The organism is Anaerolineae bacterium, assembly GCA_013178015.1.
Lineage (GTDB): Bacteria > Chloroflexota > Anaerolineae > DRVO01 > DRVO01 > Ch71.
Map to the genome: position 1 here is coordinate 1 of JABLXR010000066.1, position 18,354 is coordinate 18,354.

The 18,354-nt window shown below is 65.9% G+C and carries 17 protein-coding genes; 8 read left to right on the forward strand and 9 right to left on the reverse strand.

What is annotated here, in order from left to right:
• A partial coding sequence (locus tag HPY83_18060) for a hypothetical protein (protein ID NPV09851.1) occupies positions 1 to 548 on the forward strand: 548 nt, incomplete at its 5' end.
• Positions 545 to 838 (forward strand): exodeoxyribonuclease VII small subunit, encoded by a 294-nt coding sequence (gene xseB, locus HPY83_18065; GenBank protein ID NPV09852.1) that lies wholly within the window; start codon positions 545 to 547, stop codon positions 836 to 838. The genes HPY83_18060 and xseB, both read left to right, overlap by 4 nt.
• Positions 839 to 1,088: 250 nt before the next feature.
• On the opposite strand, the gene hypF is transcribed toward xseB, so the two are convergent.
• From hypF to HPY83_18080, 3 genes are read right to left on the reverse strand one after another with little or no spacing between them, the layout of a single operon-like run.
• Complete coding sequence (gene hypF, locus HPY83_18070) at positions 1,089 to 3,467, reverse strand: carbamoyltransferase HypF (protein NPV09853.1); 2,379 nt, start codon at positions 3,465 to 3,467, stop codon at positions 1,089 to 1,091.
• Positions 3,451 to 4,107 carry a hydrogenase nickel incorporation protein HypB gene (hypB, locus tag HPY83_18075; GenBank protein NPV09854.1) on the reverse strand — a complete coding sequence of 219 codons (657 nt, stop codon included), beginning with the start codon at positions 4,105 to 4,107 and terminating at the stop codon, positions 3,451 to 3,453. Before hypB ends, hypF begins: the two co-directional genes overlap by 17 nt.
• A gap of 18 nt (positions 4,108 to 4,125) precedes the next feature.
• The gene (locus tag HPY83_18080; protein ID NPV09855.1) at positions 4,126 to 4,467 is read right to left on the reverse strand and encodes a hydrogenase maturation nickel metallochaperone HypA; all 342 of its coding nucleotides are present in this window, start codon (positions 4,465 to 4,467) and stop codon (positions 4,126 to 4,128) included.
• A 44-nt stretch (positions 4,468 to 4,511) separates the two neighbouring features.
• Here HPY83_18080 and HPY83_18085 point away from each other — a divergent pair, with 44 nt between their 5' ends.
• On the forward strand, positions 4,512 to 5,420 hold the full coding sequence (locus tag HPY83_18085; GenBank protein ID NPV09856.1) for a tyrosine-type recombinase/integrase: 909 nt from the start codon (positions 4,512 to 4,514) through the stop codon (positions 5,418 to 5,420).
• On the opposite strand, the gene HPY83_18090 is transcribed toward HPY83_18085, so the two are convergent.
• From HPY83_18090 to HPY83_18115, 6 genes are all read right to left on the reverse strand, one after another.
• The gene (locus HPY83_18090) at positions 5,410 to 6,723 is read right to left on the reverse strand and encodes a hypothetical protein (GenBank protein ID NPV09857.1); all 1,314 of its coding nucleotides are present in this window, start codon (positions 6,721 to 6,723) and stop codon (positions 5,410 to 5,412) included. The genes HPY83_18085 and HPY83_18090 overlap by 11 nt on opposite strands.
• Before the next feature lie 13 nt (positions 6,724 to 6,736).
• Complete coding sequence (locus HPY83_18095) at positions 6,737 to 7,027, reverse strand: DUF503 domain-containing protein (protein ID NPV09858.1); 291 nt, start codon at positions 7,025 to 7,027, stop codon at positions 6,737 to 6,739.
• A 4-nt stretch (positions 7,028 to 7,031) separates the two neighbouring features.
• Positions 7,032 to 7,967 (reverse strand): RluA family pseudouridine synthase, encoded by a 936-nt coding sequence (locus tag HPY83_18100; GenBank protein ID NPV09859.1) that lies wholly within the window; start codon positions 7,965 to 7,967, stop codon positions 7,032 to 7,034.
• Positions 7,960 to 8,454 (reverse strand): signal peptidase II, encoded by a 495-nt coding sequence (gene lspA / locus HPY83_18105; protein ID NPV09860.1) that lies wholly within the window; start codon positions 8,452 to 8,454, stop codon positions 7,960 to 7,962. The genes HPY83_18100 and lspA overlap by 8 nt, the downstream gene beginning before the upstream one ends.
• A gap of 153 nt (positions 8,455 to 8,607) precedes the next feature.
• The gene (locus HPY83_18110; protein ID NPV09861.1) at positions 8,608 to 11,763 is read right to left on the reverse strand and encodes an isoleucine--tRNA ligase; all 3,156 of its coding nucleotides are present in this window, start codon (positions 11,761 to 11,763) and stop codon (positions 8,608 to 8,610) included.
• A gap of 411 nt (positions 11,764 to 12,174) precedes the next feature.
• Complete coding sequence (locus HPY83_18115) at positions 12,175 to 13,341, reverse strand: pyridoxal phosphate-dependent aminotransferase (GenBank protein NPV09862.1); 1,167 nt, start codon at positions 13,339 to 13,341, stop codon at positions 12,175 to 12,177.
• 218 nt (positions 13,342 to 13,559) lie between these two features.
• Here HPY83_18115 and HPY83_18120 point away from each other — a divergent pair, with 218 nt between their 5' ends.
• The 5 genes from HPY83_18120 to HPY83_18140 form a co-directional block, all read left to right on the forward strand.
• Positions 13,560 to 14,222 carry a transferase gene (locus tag HPY83_18120; GenBank protein NPV09863.1) on the forward strand — a complete coding sequence of 221 codons (663 nt, stop codon included), beginning with the start codon at positions 13,560 to 13,562 and terminating at the stop codon, positions 14,220 to 14,222.
• Positions 14,223 to 14,244: 22 nt separating this feature from the next.
• Complete coding sequence (locus HPY83_18125; protein NPV09864.1) at positions 14,245 to 15,369, forward strand: DegT/DnrJ/EryC1/StrS family aminotransferase; 1,125 nt, start codon at positions 14,245 to 14,247, stop codon at positions 15,367 to 15,369.
• Positions 15,369 to 16,313 carry a glycosyltransferase family 2 protein gene (locus tag HPY83_18130; GenBank protein ID NPV09865.1) on the forward strand — a complete coding sequence of 315 codons (945 nt, stop codon included), beginning with the start codon at positions 15,369 to 15,371 and terminating at the stop codon, positions 16,311 to 16,313. The genes HPY83_18125 and HPY83_18130 overlap by 1 nt, the downstream gene beginning before the upstream one ends.
• Positions 16,314 to 16,316: 3 nt before the next feature.
• The gene (locus HPY83_18135) at positions 16,317 to 17,552 is read left to right on the forward strand and encodes a glycosyltransferase (protein ID NPV09866.1); all 1,236 of its coding nucleotides are present in this window, start codon (positions 16,317 to 16,319) and stop codon (positions 17,550 to 17,552) included.
• 11 nt (positions 17,553 to 17,563) lie between these two features.
• Positions 17,564 to 18,354 (forward strand): hypothetical protein (locus HPY83_18140; GenBank protein NPV09867.1); only part of this gene is annotated, 791 nt, incomplete at its 3' end.

Below are 18,354 nucleotides of genomic sequence, written 5' to 3' on the forward strand. Positions count from 1 at the left end.
AGTGGCAGCGCCGGTTAGCCCAGGCACTCCGCGACGGGTTGGCCCAGCGCCGAACCGACCTGGCTCACCTCAGCCGAGTGCTGCAGCGATCCTCGCCTGCCTACATCGCCGGAACCTGGAGACTAGCCCTGGACGAGGCCACGGCGAGGCTATTGCGGGCAGGGGGCGCGCTGGCGCCCCTGCGCCGCACCCAGGTAGGGTCCCTCGGCCGCCGGCTCCGTGCCTGTGCCCCTCGGACGGAGCCGCTCCGCGAGTGCCACCGGCTGCTGACTCTGGAGCTCCACCGGGCCACCGCTAACCGGCTTGCCGCAGCACGTTCCCAGTTGGCAGGCTTGAGGGTGGCGCTGTCGGCCCTGAACCCGCAGGCAACGCTCGAGCGAGGCTACGCGATCGTGCACTCGGCGGGATTCCGCGGCCCGGTGCTGTCGGATGGCAGCCGGCTGGCGCAGGGCGACAGGCTCGCCATCAGGCTGAGCCGGGGAGGAGCTCTGGCGACAGTTGACCGAGCCCTGCCGGACATCCATGGAGAGGAGGACGAAAGCCGATGACGTCGCCTACCGCTTCGCTGGACGGCCTGGATTTCGAGGAGGCCTACCGCTCCCTGCAGGAGGTGGTCGAGCAGTTGGAGAAGGGCAACCTCCCCCTGCAGGATAGCCTTGCGCTCTTTGAGCGCGGCATGCTGCTCGTCCGCCGCTGCGCGGCTGTGCTGGACCAGGCCGAAATGAAGATCGTCAGCCTCTCCCAGGAGCTGGACGCCGACCTGGGCCAGGTGCTGCGGAACCGCGAGAGCAACAATGCGCCCCGCGGCGGATTGTGGGGGGACGAAGAAGCAAGCTAGCTCGTCTGCTATCGCTAGTGCCACTCCCCGGCGAGGCCCGGCCGCAACGCCCATAGAGTGCCGCAGGCATGATGTCCCGCCAGGCTCTGAGATCCCGTTGCGTCACCCTGGCCGGCACACCCGTGGTGCCCCGACCATACTTCCACGCCACGGCGAAGGATCCCTGCTCGCCAGGCACACTCGTTCCGCCTCGCTAGACACAATTCCGGGAGGGCAGCAGTCAGCGAAAGCTAAGGTGCTGGATCGGGCGCTACCTAGGCTCGCTCGGAATCCGTGCTGCGGACAGGAATTGATCGGCCATTGCGGCCTCCTGCGCCTGCAGACGCGCTGCCACCGCCTGCCCCACCGACACGCAGCCGTCGTTCGGAGGCAGCTGGCGATGCAGGAGGGGCACTAGGCCGGCCTGCCGCAGCCCTGTCACGCAGAGCCGGGTGAGAAGCCGATTCTGGAAGCACCCACCCGACAAGGCCACTCGGTGGACGCCCGTCTCCTCTTCCATCCGGCAGCAGACTTCCACCACCATGCGCGCCACGCTCCGGTGGAAAGCCATCCCGATGTGCTCCGGCGGTCGGCCGCTGGACAGGTCGTCGAGCACTGCTTCCAGTAGAGGAGCGAAGTTCACTTCGCCCTGGCGTAGCTCCCAGGGATAGGTCGTCCCGGCGGCCGCAGGTGTGGCTCGCCCGGAGAGAGTCTCCAGCCGAATGGCCGCCTGGGCCTCATAGGTTACCTCGCGTGCCAGTCCCAGCAGCGCCGCCACCACGTCGAACAGTCGTCCCATGCTAGAGGTGGGCACCGCCAGGCGCCCGCTGGTGCCGGCCGACAGCAATTCCCAGTCCCTCTCCGGGAGGTGGCTGAGCTGGGGGAGGGCGCGACCGCGCCGCTCCATGCCCACCGCCATCAGGTAGGTTGCTGCCATCCGGTCCACCCGTCTGATGCCCGCGTCGCCCCCGACCAAGGGGAAATACCGGAGGTGAGCCAACCGGCGGAAGGACGCCCCGCTAACCAGCAACCACTCTCCACCCCAGATGCACCCGTCCAACCCATAGCCAGTCCCATCCAGAACCACTGCCTGCACCGGCTCGCGTGTCAGCGATACGCCGTTCTCCACAATGCAGCTGAGGGCATGGGCGTGATGGTGCTGTACGGGCACCAGGGATTGGCCCTCGCGGGCAGCCCGCTCTTGAGCGTAGCGGGTTCCGGCGAAGTCCGGATGCAGGTCGTGAGCGATGATCTCCGGCTGGACCGAGAAGAGCCTCTCGAACTGTGCCACTACTCGCAGGAAATGCTCGTATGTCTCGGCATTGTCCAGGTCCCCGATGTGCTGGCTGGGGAAAGCCAGCCGGTCACGGGCCAGGCACACGGTTGCCTTCATCTGCGGCCCCACCGCCAGAATCTGGGGGCCGTCGAGGGGCAGGGAGAGCGGAGCCGGGGCATAGCCCCGCGCTCGGCGCATGACCGTGGGAACATCCGCGGTGGGCCCCTCGCCCACCGGTATGGTCGCTACTACGCTGTCATCGCAAGGCATGTGAATCGGCCGGTCGTGCAAAAGGAAGGCATCCGCGATTGGCGCCAGCCTCCGACGCGCCTCGTCGTTGTCGGTCGCCAGCGGCTCTTCGGACAGGTTACCGCTGGTCATTACCAGTGGCCGGTTCACTTCGCGCAGGAGAAGCAGGTGTAGGGGAGTGTAGGGGAGCATGACGCCCAGAGTATCGTGATCCGGGGCGATATGCGCACTCAGCCGACATCGCCCGTCGGGCAAGACAGGGAGCAACACAATGGGGGCTTGCGGCGAGGTCAGCACCTTCCGCGCTACCGGACTGACCTGGCAGTACTGCTGCACCGTATCAACATCCGGCATCATGACCGCGAGAGCCTTGTCGGGGCGACGCTTGCGGCGCCGTAGATGCAGGACGGCGGCGTCACTGGTGGCGTCCACAGCCAGGTGGAACCCTCCCAGGCCTTTGATGGCTAGAATCCGGTCGCGACGTAGCAAGTCGGCCGCCTGCCCCAGTACCTTCTCGGGGGGGCCGATTACCATGACGCCATCGCCGCACTCCATCCACACCCTTGGCCCGCAGTTCGGGCACGCCACCGGCTGGGCATGAAAGCGGCGGTCGCGCGGGTTCTCGTACTGTGAACGGCAGAGAGAACACATCACGAAGCTCTTCATTGTGGTGCTGACCCGGTCGTAGGGCACTCGCTCGATGATGGTGTAGCGTGGACCGCAGTTAGTGCAGTTGATGAAGGGGTAGAGGTAGCGAGGGTCCCCCGGCGTCAGCAGCTCGCGTCGACAGTCCTCGCACAGAGCTACATCCGGGCTTACCGGCTGGTAGCCCCCGTCTGCGTCGCTGGGCAGGATCTCGAAGGTCGAGTAGTTCGCAGCAGGAACCTGGCAGGACGTCAGGCGAGCGATGCTGGCCAGCGCTGGCCTCTCCAACTCCAGGCGCCGCTCGAACTCGTCCAGCACCGGCGCAGGTCCCTCAAGGTGGATGGCCACGTCTCCGGAGCGATTCCTCACCCAACCTACGAGTCCCAGATCCGTCGCCAGCCGATACACGAATGGTCGAAAGCCTACGCCCTGGACAGTGCCAAAGACCTCCAGTCGGCGGGCTCTAATCTCGTCGTTCACGAGCAGCCTGCTCGCGCAACCAGTCCAGCCAGGGCGACATGCCCTCGCCGGTGCGGGCCGAAAGGCACAGGACCGGAGCTCTACCGTTGAGGCGTCGTAGTCCTTCCTGAAAGCGTCCCAGGTCGAAGCCCACATATAGGGCGACGTCCCACTTGCTGACCACCACCACATCAGCACCGCGGAACACGGCCGGGTACTTGAGCGGCTTGTCGTCGCCTTCTGGGGTGCTCGACACCACCACCCTCAGGTGCTCTCCCAGGTCCACTCCGGCGGGGCAGACCAGGTTCCCCACGTTCTCCACGAAGACGATGTCTGTCCGGCTGAGGTCCAGCTCCCGCAGCGCAGCCGTCAGCATGTCGGGGCGAAGGTGGCAGCCGCCCCCGGTATTGATCTGCACTGCCGGGAATCCGGCCTCCTCCACCAGGATAGCGTCTAGGTCGCCGGCCACGTCTCCCTCCACGACGGCACAGGCGAACTCGTCGGCCAACGCCCTAGCCGTCTCCACGATCAGAGTGGTCTTGCCCGCGCCCGGGGACGCCATGATGTTCAGAGCCAGAGTGTCAGTCTCGTCCAGCAACGCCCGGTTTGAGGCAGCTACGCTAGCACTGCTCGCTATTACCGAGCGCCCCACTTCGATCACTCTCGCCAACCCAGTCTCCTACTCCACTTCGATGGATTCAACTCGGAACTCCTCGCCCTCCAGCACATCGGCGAATACCTCGCCGCACCCCGGGCAGCGAAAGTCTCGCGATTGGGGCCGGTACACGCGCCCACAACCCCTGCACCTGGCCAACGCCGGCACTGATCGGAATCGCAGAAGCGCGCGCTCGGCCGGCGTGCCCCTGGTCACGAACTGCCAAAAGAACTCCACCGACTCCCGCACTACGGGGGAGAGCTCGCCCAACGCCAGGTCGACCGCTGCAACCCGGTCGGCCCCAACTCTCTCCGTTTCGTTCAGGACTACCCTGAGGACTTCCTCTGTGACGGCAAGCTCGTGCATCCTGTTGACTAACCCTCGTCCATAAGGATACCATGGCGGGCACTATGACAGCACCATACTGCATTGAGCTCGATCCTCACCGGCCATTGGCCATGCCCGCCGGCCTCCAGCCCGGGTCTCTTCTGTCAACGGCAATCTCGGTGTATGCAGAGGTGCTAGCTCTGGATGGAGCCAGCCCGAACACCGTCTCGGCCTTCGAGGCCGATCTCCGGCTGTTCGCCGAGAGCGTAGGGCCAGACCTACCCGTAGAGGAGGTGGACGCCGAGCACGTGGAGCGCTTCCGCCAGTTCCTGGCAACGGAGCGCGACGTTCCTTGCAGTCCCGCCTCTCTCAGGCGCCGGCTGACGGCGGTCCAGTCGCTGTTCCGCTTCCTGGTCGAAGAGGGGGTGGTGGCCACCAACCCCGTGGAATCAGCGACGGCGGGCTCCCCCACAGGCCAGCCACGGGCGGCCGAACCGCTGAGGCAGGACGAGATCGAGTCGCTGATGTCGGCGGCTCGGGCTGAAGCAGCGGAGGGTGACTGGCGGCCCCTGCTCCTCCTCTCCCTGCTGCTCAGCACCGGCATCTCCAAGGCCGAGTGCCTCTCGCTGCGAGCGGAGGACCTGGACTTGGAGGCGAGCACGATCACCGTGGGGAGGCCAGCGCGAAGTCGGTGCTTGCCCCTGTCGGCGGAAGCTCGAGAAGCCTTCCTGGGGTATCGTCGATCCTATCCGGTGGAGGGGCGGCTATTTGGTTGCACTGGTCGGAACCTGGAGTACGTCCTGGCGGCGACCGGCCGGCGCGCGGGGCTCAGTCGCAACCCATCCTTCAGAATCTTGCGTGCTACGGTCGCTGCCGGCTTGCTGCGCCAGGGGGAAACCAGACAGACCGTCATAGACAAGCTAGGGATCAGCTCTCACACGTGGCCAGCCCTGCGCCGACGCCTTGCCAAGGGTGGCGGCGTCACCGAGTGATAGGCAGCATCACCCGGTACACCGCCTGGTAACGGTAGAGCTGTGCCTTGATGCCGCCATCCCATCCACCCACGGCGTACAGCGTGGTGTCGTCGGCCACTACGCCCATATTGCGCCAGGCCCCAGTCACAGGCATCTCCCACTGCTGCCAGGCCGCCTGGCCCACTACCAGGCGCTCGCAGAAGGCGGTGGGCGCCATCCACCCTCCTCCGACGACGAAGATAGTGTCGCCTATGGAAACGGCGCCCAGGCCTGCTCTGGGTTCGGCCATAGAGGGCCCGGCCTCCCACCGCCCGGGGCCGTCCTCGTCCGGGGCGAATACGTCCACCCTGTCCAGAACCTGGCGCCCGTCGTAGCCGCCGATGACGTACAGCCTCCCCTGGGCCCAGACGGCAGCGGCATGGAGGCGAGCGTGAGGAAGGGGCGACAAGCGACGCCATACTTCGGCGCCCGGTTCCAGAACGTAGAGATCCGCCCGATACTGCCGGCCGTCCCACCCCCCGACGATGTAGATGGACGTGCCGTCGGTGGCCAGACCATAGGCGCACAGCTCTTCCGGCAGAGCCGGCCCGCGCCGCCAGCGGTCGGTCGCGGGGTCGTACACCTCCACCACCCGAGTGACCTGGCCGTCGGCCAATAGCCCACCGGGGACGTATACCTGTCCCCCTACCGCCACCGCCCCGATGTTACTGACCGGCGTCGGCTTGGGAGCCCCCAGGCGCCAGGTGTTGGTGGCAGTATCATATACCTCTACCGACCCGGTTATGCCCTCGGCGGTGTCTCCCCCCACCACCACTAGCTTGGTGCCTACGACGGCGGCCCCAAACCGATGCCGACCAGTAGGCATCTGGGCTGCCTCGGACCACCGCCCCACCTCTTCTCGCGAGTGCTCCGAGCCGGCGATGGCCGCCTGTTCCCGCAGCGGATCGGGCAGCGGCTCCACTGCCCGGGCCACCGGATGCCCGGGCCAGGCAACTACCGCTACTGACACCGCCAGCGCCAACACCAGCACCACTTTCTGCCACCATAGCACCGGAAGGGGTTCGGCCGAGTTGGCAGAAGCCCGAGCCCCTTTCGAGTCGGCCGCCGCGCGAGAGTGAACCAGCCCCATCTCGATAGCCAGCACAGTGGCCTCGGTCCGCGAACGCACCCCCATCTTGGCGAAGATGTTACGCAGGTGCACCTTGACCGTGCTCGCGCTTATGTCAAGCTCGGCCGCGATCTCCTTGTTGCTGGCTCCGGTGGCAACCAACGTAAGGATCTCTCGTTCCCGATCGCTCAGCTCCTCGCGCACGTCGCCCACCGCGTTGGCGCTCCTACCACTGTTCCACGCTGATGCTGACGTCGCCAATCTCTGCGTCCAGGCGTTCGTTCTCCAGCCAGAGCACGGCCTTGTTCAGCAGAGCTTCAGCGTAACGTCTGTCGTTCGACACGCACGCAATTCCTATGGAAGCCTGGTTCCAGGTGTCGAGGTCTCCCACCTCGGCCACAGAGACGTTGAACTTGCGCCGCATCCGCTGAACCACGGAGCGCACCACGTGCCTCTTGTCCTTGAGGGAGAAGGCATCCGGGATCATTAGGCTTACTGTGCACACTCCCACAACCACCTCTCTACCCTCCCCCAGCGCGCTGGCGTAGCTCGTCGAGTACGTACTGCAGCTCCTTGGGCAGAGGCGACTCCAGCGAGACGAGCTCTCCCGTGCCTGGGTCTCGGAATCGCAGGCCCGAGGCGTGAAGGAACTGCCGCTGGAGGCCCAGATCGTGATGGCCGCGGCCGTACAGTGGGTCGCCAGCAATGGGATGGCGCAGGGCAGCGAAGTGCACCCGAATCTGGTGGGTGCGGCCGGTGAGCGGGTGGGCGCGCACCAGGCTGTACTCCCCCAGTCTCTCCAGAGTCTCGTACTGGGTGCGCGCAGGCTTGCCGCCTCGTCGCAGCACCGCTTGCCGGCCACGGTGCTTAGGGTGCCTCCCCACCGGCGCGTTGATGACCCCCGCGTCGGGCGACGGAGCTCCCACTAGAAGCGCCAGGTAGGTCTTCCACACTTCGTGGCGGCGGAACTGCTCCTGCATTCCCCTCAGTCCTGCCATGGTGCGACCGAACACCACCAGGCCGGAGGTGTCCCGGTCTAGCCGGTGCACCACTCCCCGACGCTCCGGCGGGCCTACCTGCTGCACTTCGGGGTACCGCCACAGAAGGCCGTTAACCAGAGTACCGCTCCGGTCGTGGCTAGTTGGATGCACCAGCACTCCCGCAGGCTTGTCCACCACTACCACGTCAGCGCTTTCGTATACCACCTGAAGCTCTACAGGCTCCGGAGCAATGTCGGCGCTGACCGCGGCTGGCAGCCTGACCTCCACCTCGTCTCCCGCTTGCACTAGGAGGGCCGGCTTGCCGGGTCGGCCGTTCACCAGCACCGCCCCCTCCTCGATCAGCCGGCGGGCTTGAGAGCGAGAGAGGCTTGCCAGAGAGGCGGCCAGGTGCTGGTCCAGCCTACCTCCGCCTTCGGACACGACCCAGCGTCTGATCTCGGCAGCGCTCTCAGCCACAGTGCGGCCGCTGCTCGCCCAAAGCGGGCACCGGCTCAGGCTTCGCCGCCTCTCTTTGGTCCGTGAACAGCAGGTAGACCGCCAGGATGGTTACGCCGACGGAGACGGAGCTGTCTGCCACGTTGAAGATGGGCCAGAAGTGCAGGTGGATGAAGTCAACCACGTAGCCCGTGGTGAGGCGATCCACTAGGTTGCCGAGCGCCCCGCCCATGATCATGCCTATAGACAGGCGCACTAGGAAGTGCTGGACGGGCAGCCGGTCGTACCAGATGGTGAGGCCAATGACGACCGCCACCTTGACCAGGGCAAACAGCAGCCCTCCCTCGGGCAGCAAGCCGAACGCGGCACCGCTGTTGTGTATGTAAGTGAGTGTGAACCAGTTCTCGATTCCCTCGATCACCGTGACCGGCACCTCGAAGGGCAGCGTCCGCGCCACCCATATCTTGGTGAGGCGATCCAGAACGATGGTGGCCACCAAGGCCAGCACGGTGCTCCAGGGTAACAGAAGAGGTCGTCTTGCCAGGGGTGAATCTCCTCGAGACGATGACATCTCTATGCGTTGAGCGCATTGTACCGTCCTGCCAAAGGAGGGAGCAAGGCGGCCCCGCTCCCTCCTTAGTGCGCTTACGGCTGCAGCGCCTTACGCCCCGCTCACTGCTAGCGACAGCTCTTCGCCATCCAAGCGGAACACCTCTCGATGCGCTTCCTCGGGACCGGTTCCGCTCCGCAGCTCTCGGCTCAGCGTCTCCTGACGAATGTAGGGCCCATACCGCTCGAACACCGGAACCAGTGACCCGCCTGCCTGATAGTAGGTCACGATATGCTCCTCGATGCGGAATCCGGCCTGCTTGCGCATGTTCTGCACCCGCCGCACCACCTCCCGGGCCAGACCCTCCAGGCGTAGCTCTTCGGTAATCTCGGTGTCGACAGCCACGGCGTATCCCGCCTCCGAGGCTAGAGCCAACCCAGGTGCCGGCTCCATGCTCATCTCGACCTCATCAGGATGGAGCTCCACTTGCTGGCCGCCTACCTCGAGGCAGAGAACCCGTCCCTGCCTGAGAGCCTCCACCGCCTGCGGCTCTGTCAGCTCGGCCAGGGCGGCCTTGATGGCGGGAAACAAGCGGCCGAACTTGGGGCCAACCTTGGCGGGCACAGCACTGAAGTGATACGAGCCCAGCTCAGAGGCCGACTCGACCACCTCGATGGCCCTCACGTTCAGCTCATCCATGACCACGTCGCCCAGACGGTCGAGAGCTTGTCTCTCCTCTGCAGAGCGCAGCGCCACCAGCGCCCGCGTCAGCGGCTGGCGCAGCTTGATCCCGGCGCTGTTACGGGCCGCGTGGCCCAAGCTCACCAGCCGCATTGCCAGCGCCATGTCTGCCCGCAGCCCCTCATCTACCAGGGAGACGTCCGCCTGAGGGAAGTCACAGAGGTGGACGCTATCGGGCGCCGCTGGGTCCACCCGAGCAACAAGGTTTCGGTACATCTCCTCGGCAATGAAGGGGGTGAAGGGCGCTAGAAGCTTGGCCACCGTCACCAGACACTCGTACAGGGTAAGGTAGGCTGCCGCCTTGTCCCGGTCTGCCTCGCTCTTCCAGAAGCGCCGTCGGCTGCGGCGAACGTACCAGTTGCTGAGGTTGTCCACGAAACGCTCGATAGGCCGAGCCGCTGCGGGGACATCGTATCGGGCCAGCGCACCATCCACTGCCGCGGTCAGGCTGTGCAGCTCCGCCAACACCCAGCGATCGAGTTCGGGCCGCTCGGCCACGGGGACGTTGTTCTTAGCGGGGTCGAACCCGTCGATGTTGGCGTAGGTGACGAAGAACGAGTAGGTGTTCCACAGCGTCAGCAGAAACTCGCGTAATGCCACCCCCACCAGATCCATGGAGAAGCGACGCGGGTTGCCCGGCGGAGCGGCCGTGTACATGTACCAGCGCAGCGCATCGGCTCCGTGCTGCGAGACCACATCCTCCCACCGGACGACGTTGCCGCGGGACTTGCTCATCTTCTGTCCCTTGTCGTCCTGGATGTGGCCTAGACAGACTACGTTGCGGAAACACGCTTGCTCGAACAAGATGGTAGAGATGGCATGCAAGCTGTAGAACCAGCCCCGAGTCTGGTCCACCGCCTCGCAGATGAAGTCAGCCGGGAACTGCTCCTCGAATTGGGCCTGGTTCTCGAACGGGTAGTGCCACTGGGCCACGGGCATTGAGCCCGAGTCGAACCAGCAGTCTATCACCTCTGGCACCCGCCTCATGGTGCCACCGCAGCGGCAATCGTACACCACCCCGTCCACATTGGGACGATGCAGGTCCACTCCCGCGGCAAATACCTGATCGAATGTGCTCCCGGGCTTGGCCCGTAGCTCGTCGGTCCCGCCCACGCATTCGGTCTGTTCGCAGCGATCGCAGCGCCACACTGGCAGAGGCGTACCCCAGTAGCGGTCCCGGCTTAGAGCCCAGTCTATGTTGTTCTCCAGCCAATCTCCGAAGCGCCCATCGCGGATGTGCTCGGGCACCCAGTTGATGCCCCGGTTGAGCTCCACTAGCAAGTCGCGGTACTGGGTCGTCCTCACAAACCAGGACGAGCGAGCGTAGTAGAGAAGCGGCCGGTCGCATCTCCAGCAGAAAGGATACACGTGCCGGAGCCGGGTCTCGCGCTGCAGTAGGCCTCGCTCACGCAGGTCTCGAATGATGAGTGGGTCGGCGTCCTTGACGAACATGCCGTGCCACGGGGCGACCGCCTCGATGAACTTGCCCTCGGCGTCCACCGTCTGCAGCACGGGGAGTCCGTACCGCTGCCCGACCTCCAGGTCCTCGGCGCCGAACGCCGGGGCCATGTGCACTATGCCGGTTCCCTCATCGGTGCTCACGAAGTCAGCAGGCACTACGTAGTAGGCACGTTCCTTCGGTTGCAGGAAACTATAGAGCGGCCAGTAGGGACGGCCCACCAGATCATGTCCTTTCATCCGGCGCAGTACCCGATGCGGACCCAGTAGTTCCTCTGCCAGGGCTGCGGCCACGATGAGCCGCTCGCCGTCCTCACTCACCTCGGCCAGCACGTAGTCCACGTCCGGGTGGACTGCCAGGGCCACGTTCCCGGGGAGAGTCCAAGGCGTGGTAGTCCACACGAGGAAGGCCACTCCCTCCTCATCAGCCAGCCGGAACCGAACGTAGATCGAGGGGTCTTCCGTCTCGGCGTAGCCCTGGGCCACCTCGTGGTCAGACAGGGGAGTACCACACCGGGCACAGTAGGGCACCACCTTGAACCCCTGGTACAGCAGGCCCTTGTCCCACATCCGCCTCAGGATCCACCACACTGACTCGATGTACTCGTTCGTCATGGTGATGTAGGGGTCGTCCATGTCTATCCAGAAGCCGATGCGCTCGGTCATCTGTTCCCACTCTTCCACGTAGCGGAAGACACTCTCGCGGCAGCGGGCGTTGAACTCAGCCACGCCGTAAGCCTCAATCTGCTGCTTGCCGCTGAAGCCGAGCTGCCGCTCTACCTCCAGCTCCACCGGCAGGCCGTGAGTGTCCCAGCCGCCCTTGCGCAGGACGTACCGGCCCTTCATGGTCTGGTAGCGAGGGAAGAGATCCTTGAACACCCGGGCCATCACGTGATGGGTCCCCGGTAGGCCGTTGGCCGTGGGAGGGCCTTCGTAGAACACCCACGGCCGCCGGTCGGGCCTGACGCTGCGTCGGAACACGTCTGCTTTGCGCCAGAACTCCAGGATGCGCTCCTCCATCTCGGGCAGGCTGACGTGCCCGCTCACCTCGCTGAACAACTGCCCCATACTGCCCCTCCTGCCGCTCAGGACAAACGAACGGGCCCTCGTCCCCAGGGACGAGGGCCCAGCATTGACCAAACCCCCGCGGTACCACCCTGCTTAGCAGTGACCGCTCTCTCAGTCGGCTACGTGTTCATAGCCGCGTCGCTGTAACGGGCGACGACTCCGGCCAGGCCTACTCGGAATGCCCTTTCGGGTGGCGACTCGGGAAGGATTTTCGCCGGCCCTCGCGCACCCGTCTCGCACCCGCCGCGGGCTCTCTGAGCGCAACCCACCGGCTACTCGTTTCCGTCGCAGTCGCTCGCATATTGCGTTACCCGGCATCGTAGCACCGCCCATGGCAAAGCGGCAACTCCGCCCGCACAAGCTCAGGATCGGAGGGGTCAGCGTTGCATCCGCTCTGTGGACGCCACCCTCTCACGTACGCATGCGAACGGCCGCCTCGATTCGCTCCAGCGCCCGCCGGATGTTCGGAACCGAGTTGGCGTACGAAAGCCGAATGTGGCCCTCGCCGTAGGCGCCGAACGAGGTACCGGCCAGGGTAGCCACACCCGCTTCGTACAAGAGATGCTGCTCCATCTCCTTGCTGGACATACCCGTCCCGGTGATATCAGGGAACACGTAGAATGCGCCCCGCGGCTTGAGGCAGCGAATGCCCGGAATGGCGTTCAGGCCCTCAACGATCACGTCCCGTCGCTCACGGAAGGCGGCCACCATAGCGTCCACGGCATCCTGTGGCCCAGTCAGAGCCTCCACACCAGCCCATTGGGTGCTGGCGTTGGTGCAAGAGGTGCAGTTGATCATCAGACGGGTTACCTGCTCGGCCAGCTCCCGCGGCATCACCCCATACCCTAGGCGCCACCCAGTCATGGCGTAGGTCTTGGAGAACCCGTCCAGAATGACCGTCCTTTCGGCCATCCCCGGGATGCTGCTGATGCTGGCGAACTTAGCCTCGTATATTATCCGGCAGTAGATCTCGTCGGAGAGCACCATGAGGTCGCGGTCTTGCACCAGATCAGCAACTGCCAGCAGGTCATCGGCGGTCAGCACTCCCCCCGTCGGGTTCTCCGGGGAGTTGAGAATGATCAGACGGGTTCTGTCGGTGATCAGCGATGCCAATTCGCCCGTGTCGAGCCGAAAGTCATTCGCCTGGCGCAGGGGAATGGGCACAGGAGTGCCGCCCACGAACCTGATCATGGACTCGTAAATGGGGAAACCGGGATTGGGGTAGATGACCTCGTCCCCTTCTTGGATCAGCGCGGTGATCACGGCGTACATGATCGGCTTGCCACCCGGCACCACCACTACCTGCTCCGGATCCACGGGGATGCCGCGAGTGGCGGAGACGGTAGCCGCTATCGCCCTCCGCAACTCCGGGATCCCGGCAGCGGGCGTGTAGTGGGTGTGGCCCGCCCGAAGGGCTCGGATCGCGGCCTCAGTTATGTTCGCCGGCGTGTCGAAGTCAGGCTCCCCGATCTCGAGGTGCACTACGTCGCGGCCCTGAGCCTCCAGGCTCCGCGCCGCCGCGAGCACTTCAAAGGCCGTCTCTGTGCCAAGTCTGCTCATCCGTTCCGCCAGACGCATCGCCTCACCTCGTCTGCTTCTGAGTGTCCCCCCGAAGACTGGCCCAGATTATCGCACGCCCAGCTCGACCTGTCGAACACCGCTCACCTCCCATCGTTGCCCCAGGCCGGCGAGGCGACCAGTGACAACAGGAACGGCCCTCACGCACCGCGTGCGACGGCCTGAGGGCGGTGTGTCTCATTGCTGCAGCACTGTCCGTGTGCTATCATCGCCGCCGTATGGGGACCTTCGTTCATCCCACCGCAGTTATCCACCCGAACGTGCAACTGGGGGACGGCACCACCGTGGGAGAGTACGCGGTGCTGGGGGTTCCTCCTCGTGGAGCCGCGCCCGGGGAGCTCGTGACTGTAGTCGGGCCGGGTAGCATCATCCGCTCGCATGCCGTGATCTACGCCGGGAACTGCATTGGCGCCCGATTCCAGACCGGACACGCCACCATGGTCAGGGAGCACAACCGCATCGGCGACGATGTCAGCATCGGTACCCACTCGGTGATCGAGCATCACGTGGATATCGGGCACAGGGTCCGGATACACTCGGGAGCCTTCATCCCGGAGTACTCGCTATTGGAGGACGATTCCTGGATAGGGCCTCACGTGGTCTTCACCAACGCCCTTCACCCGCGCTGTCCCAGGGCCAAGGACTGCCTGCGCGGTCCCCGCGTCCGCCGGGGGGCCAAGATCGGAGCGAACGCTACCGTCCTGCCTGACCTGGAAGTGGGTGAGATGGCCCTCGTGGGGGCCGGTTCGGTGGTGACTCATGACGTGCCCGCGCGTGCAGTGGTAACGGGCAATCCGGCCCGTGTGGTCAGGACCATAGATCTCCTCACCTGCCCGTACAACCTGATGCCCTCGCCCTATCAGGAGCAGCCCGAACGCTGACAAGGAGCAGGACGTGCCCCAGATACCTCTGGTGGACCTTAGGGCGCAGTACCTCGCCATCCGCGACGAGATAGACGCCGCCATACAGAGCGTGCTCGACAGCACCCGCTTCATCGGGGGCCCCGAGCTCGCCTCGTTCGAAGCGGAGTTCGCCGCCTACTGCGAGGCCGAGCACTGCGTCGGGGTCTCCTCGGGGACCTCCGCCCTCAGCCTGGCCCTGGACGCCTGCGGCGTGGGCCCGGGGGACGAGGTCGTTACCACCACCCATACCTTCGTGGCCACAGCCGAGGCTATCGCTCACGCGGGAGCGACGCCCGTTCTCGTGGACGTGGATGCCGCTACGGGCACTATATCGCCGCAGCAGGTGGAGCTGGCTCTCACGGGCCGCACTCGGGCCATCCTCCCCGTCCACCTCTACGGGCACCCCGCCGACCTGGCGCCGCTCCTTGAGCTGTGCCGCCGCTATGACCTGTTCCTCATCGAAGACGCCGCTCAGGCCCATGGGGCCCGCTATGGCGGCCGCCGCGTCGGGTCCCAGGGGCACCTCGCCTGCTTCTCTTTCTACCCGGGCAAGAACCTGGGCGCCTACGGAGACGCAGGCGCCGTGGTCACCTCCGATGCCAACCTGGCGGAGAGGGTGCGCATGATGGCGGACCACGGTCGTCTGCCGGGGAGCAAGTACGAGCACGCTCGCGTAGGCAGCAACCAGCGGATGGATGCGCTCCAGGCCGCCATCCTGCGCGTCAAGCTCCGCCACCTCGATGGGTGGAATGCCCTGCGCCGCGCCCGGGCGGACCAGTACGACCGGCTCTTCGCGGGCTCCGAGGCCCAGCCGCTTCGGCGCCCGAGCTGGGGCGAGTCCGTCTATCACCTCTACGTGGTCCGCGTTCCCCCGACGGAGCGGGAGCGGCTCCAGAGACGCTTGACATCCGCCGGCATAGCCACTGGCATCCATTACCCCGTCCCGGTGCACTTACAGCCGGCCTTCGCCCATCTGGGCTACCCCTTGGGGACGTTCCCTGTCGCTGAGGCTCTGGCGGCGACGGTTCTGTCGCTCCCTCTCTTCCCTGAACTGGAGCCCTCGCAGGTCGAGTTCGTCGCCGACCAGGTGTTGCAGGCGTTACGCGAAGTGGACGTCGGGCCCTGATGGACTCGGAGACGACGGCGGTACGGGTATCTCTCTTCGCCCCCGCCTACAACGAGGCCGGTAACCTTCCCCTATTGCTGGAGAAGCTGGATCGCACTGTAGCACGCCTGGGCCTTCCTACCGAGGTGGTGATCGTGGACGACGGCTCCACCGACGACACTCCCACCATCCTGGCGGAGGCCGCTCAGGCCTACCCTTGGCTCCGGGTGGTACGCCACCGCCGGAACGCCGGCCTTACGGAGGCGATGCGCTCGGGCTTCAGCGTCGTGCGGGGAGATGTGATCGTCTTCATACCGGCCGATCTGGAGTCAGATCCGGAGGAGGACGTCCCCGCTTTGCTGGCCAAGCTTGACGAGGGCTACGACGTGGTAGCGGGCTGGCGCCAAGGGCGGCGCGACCGCAAAGTGGTCGCTTCCTGGATATACAACCAGGTGTCGGCCCGCCTGTTCGGGGTCCATGCCCACGACATGAACTGGATCAAGGCTTTCCGGCGGGAGGTGATCGAGGACCTGCACCTGCGGTCGGATTGGCATCGGTTCATCCTCATGATCGCTGCGGCTCAGGGATACCGCGTGGGTGAAGTGAAGACGTCTTACCGGCCTCGTGCCCACGGGCGCTCCAAGTTCGGCCTCGGCCGCATACCTCGTTCGTTCCTGGACGTGCTGGTGGTGAAGTTCCTGCTAACCTTCAGCCGCAGGCCCATGCTCTTCTTCGGCGGCATCGGGCTGGTTCTGGAGGCCGCCGGTATCTCCTTGGCCCTATACCTGGCCGCCCTGTACCTGCTGGAGCAGACTCAGAAGCGGCCCCTCTTCAACCTGTCGCTCGGACTCGTCGGTGCCGGGCTACTCCTGTTCCTGGTGGGGTTCCTGGCCGAGCTCATCGTTACCCAGACCGAGTACCTCGAGCAGGTGTTACGCGAACTGAGACAGAGGGAGCGCGATTGACCCATGCGCGTTCTGGAGCTCACCCACAACCTCCCGCGGTACCCGGGAGACTTCAGCGGCACGTTCATCGACGCGCTCGCGAGCGCTATGGTCGCTCACGGCGCTCACGTTCACGTGTTGGCGCCCCACGACCGCGCCTATGGCCCCGCCATGCAGCGCGCCTACTCCCTCAGCCTCTATCGCTACGCCTGGCCTACTTCACTGGAGACGGTGGGATACATGCGCAGCCTGGCTGGCGATCTGCAGCCCCGGGCGGTCAGTCTGCTGGCAGCGCCGGCTACCCTCCTCTTCGGCGCCGCAGCCTGCCTGCGAGAGGTGCGCCGATGGCGGCCCCAGGTCATCCACGCCCACTGGCTACTCCCCAACGGGCTCATCGGGGCTGTGGTCAGTCGTCTGACCGGGGTCCCCCTGGCCGTCTCTCTGCCTGGCTCGGACCTGCTGGTAGCCCGGCTCAATCCCCTGGCGCGGTGGGCGGCCCGGTTCGCGCTGGATCAGGCCGCCCTGATCACTGCCAACAGCCGCGAACTGCAGCAAGTGGCGCTGGAACTGGGCGCCGATGGAGCCCGCTTCGACCTCATCGTCTACGGCGTGGATCCAGACCGCATCCATCGGGACGTCGAAGCCGGGACAGCGCTGCGCCAGCGGCTGGGCCTGGAGCCGCGCGCCTTCGTGGTGCTGGCGGTGGGCCGCATGGTGCCCAAGAAGGGATTTCGGTACCTGATCCAGGCCATGCCGGCTCTGCGGGAGCGGGTACCCGTGGCCCGGGCGGTAATGGTGGGAGACGGGGACGAGCGGGCTAACCTCGAGCGGATGGCTTCCGCCCTCGGCGTCCGCGCTGCGGTGCACTTCGTGGGCTCGGTGCCCCGGGACGAGATCACCGCCTACTACAGCGCCGCCGATGCCCTCGCCATGCCCTCGGTGACCGAGCCCGAGGATGGCCTCAATGTCTGCGTCCTGGATGCCATGGCCTGCGCCTTGCCCATCGTCAGCACCAACGTGGCGGGCAATCCCTTAGTGGTGGAAGACGGCCGAAACGGGTATCTGGTGCCGGAGCGCCGCCCCGATCTGCTGGCCGAGGCCCTCGCCCGACTAGCCCTCGACCCACACGACGCCCGACGGATGGGGCTCGCCGGGCGCCGTCGGGTGGAAGCGGAGTTCTCTTGGCCCCAGCTGGCGGCTCGATACCTGGAGCACTTCCACCGGATCGGCGCCTGCGCGCCTCTGCCGGCCCAGGGGTGAAGGTGCGAAGGGTGCCAGCGTTGCCTGCGGGGCTGCCTCTTCCCGCTCTGACGAGACTTCAACGCCTGGTCTCCAACCGTTGGGTCCGCCTGGTCTTCCTGGCACTCAGCTTGACCTTCATGGTGTTCGTCCTGCGTTCGTACTGGGTGGACATGCTGCTGCTGTCCTACCGGCCTTCCCTCAGTCCGGCCTGGCTCGCAGTGAGCTTTCTCGGGGTGTTGCCGGCCCTCCTGCTTGAGGTGATGCTCTGGCGGGCTCTGCTGGCCGGCCTGGGCCACCGGCTCTCCCCGCGCCGATCGGCAGGGTTGTGGTTTCTCTCCAACCTGGCCCGCTACATCCCCGGCAACGTGTGGCAGTTCGCCGGCATGATGGAGCTGGGTGCGACAAGCGGCGTCCCTCGGGCCGCGACCATGGCCAGCATCGTCCTTCATCAGATCGGCTCGAACCTCGCCGGGCTGCTGATAGGTGCCCCCTTGCTTGCCAACGCGCTGGGAGCATCCCTGGAGGCAAGGGTGGCCCTGAGCCTGGCGACGGCCGCCGCCCTGTCGGCATCACTCAGCCCGATGGCGGTAGCGCGGCTCAACCGGCTTCTTGCACGGGTGACCCGTGCCGGAGATGCCGCTCGCGTCCACCTATCCAGCGGTCGCCTCATCCTCGTCCTGGCAGGGTACTGCCTGTACTGGCTCTGGGTAGGTGCTACCTTCTGGGCTCTCGGGCGGGGGCTGGGTGCACAGCCGGGCAGTCTTTTCGCCTGGGCCTCCGCCTTCTCCGCCTCGTACGTCGCCGGGTATCTGTCTCTTCT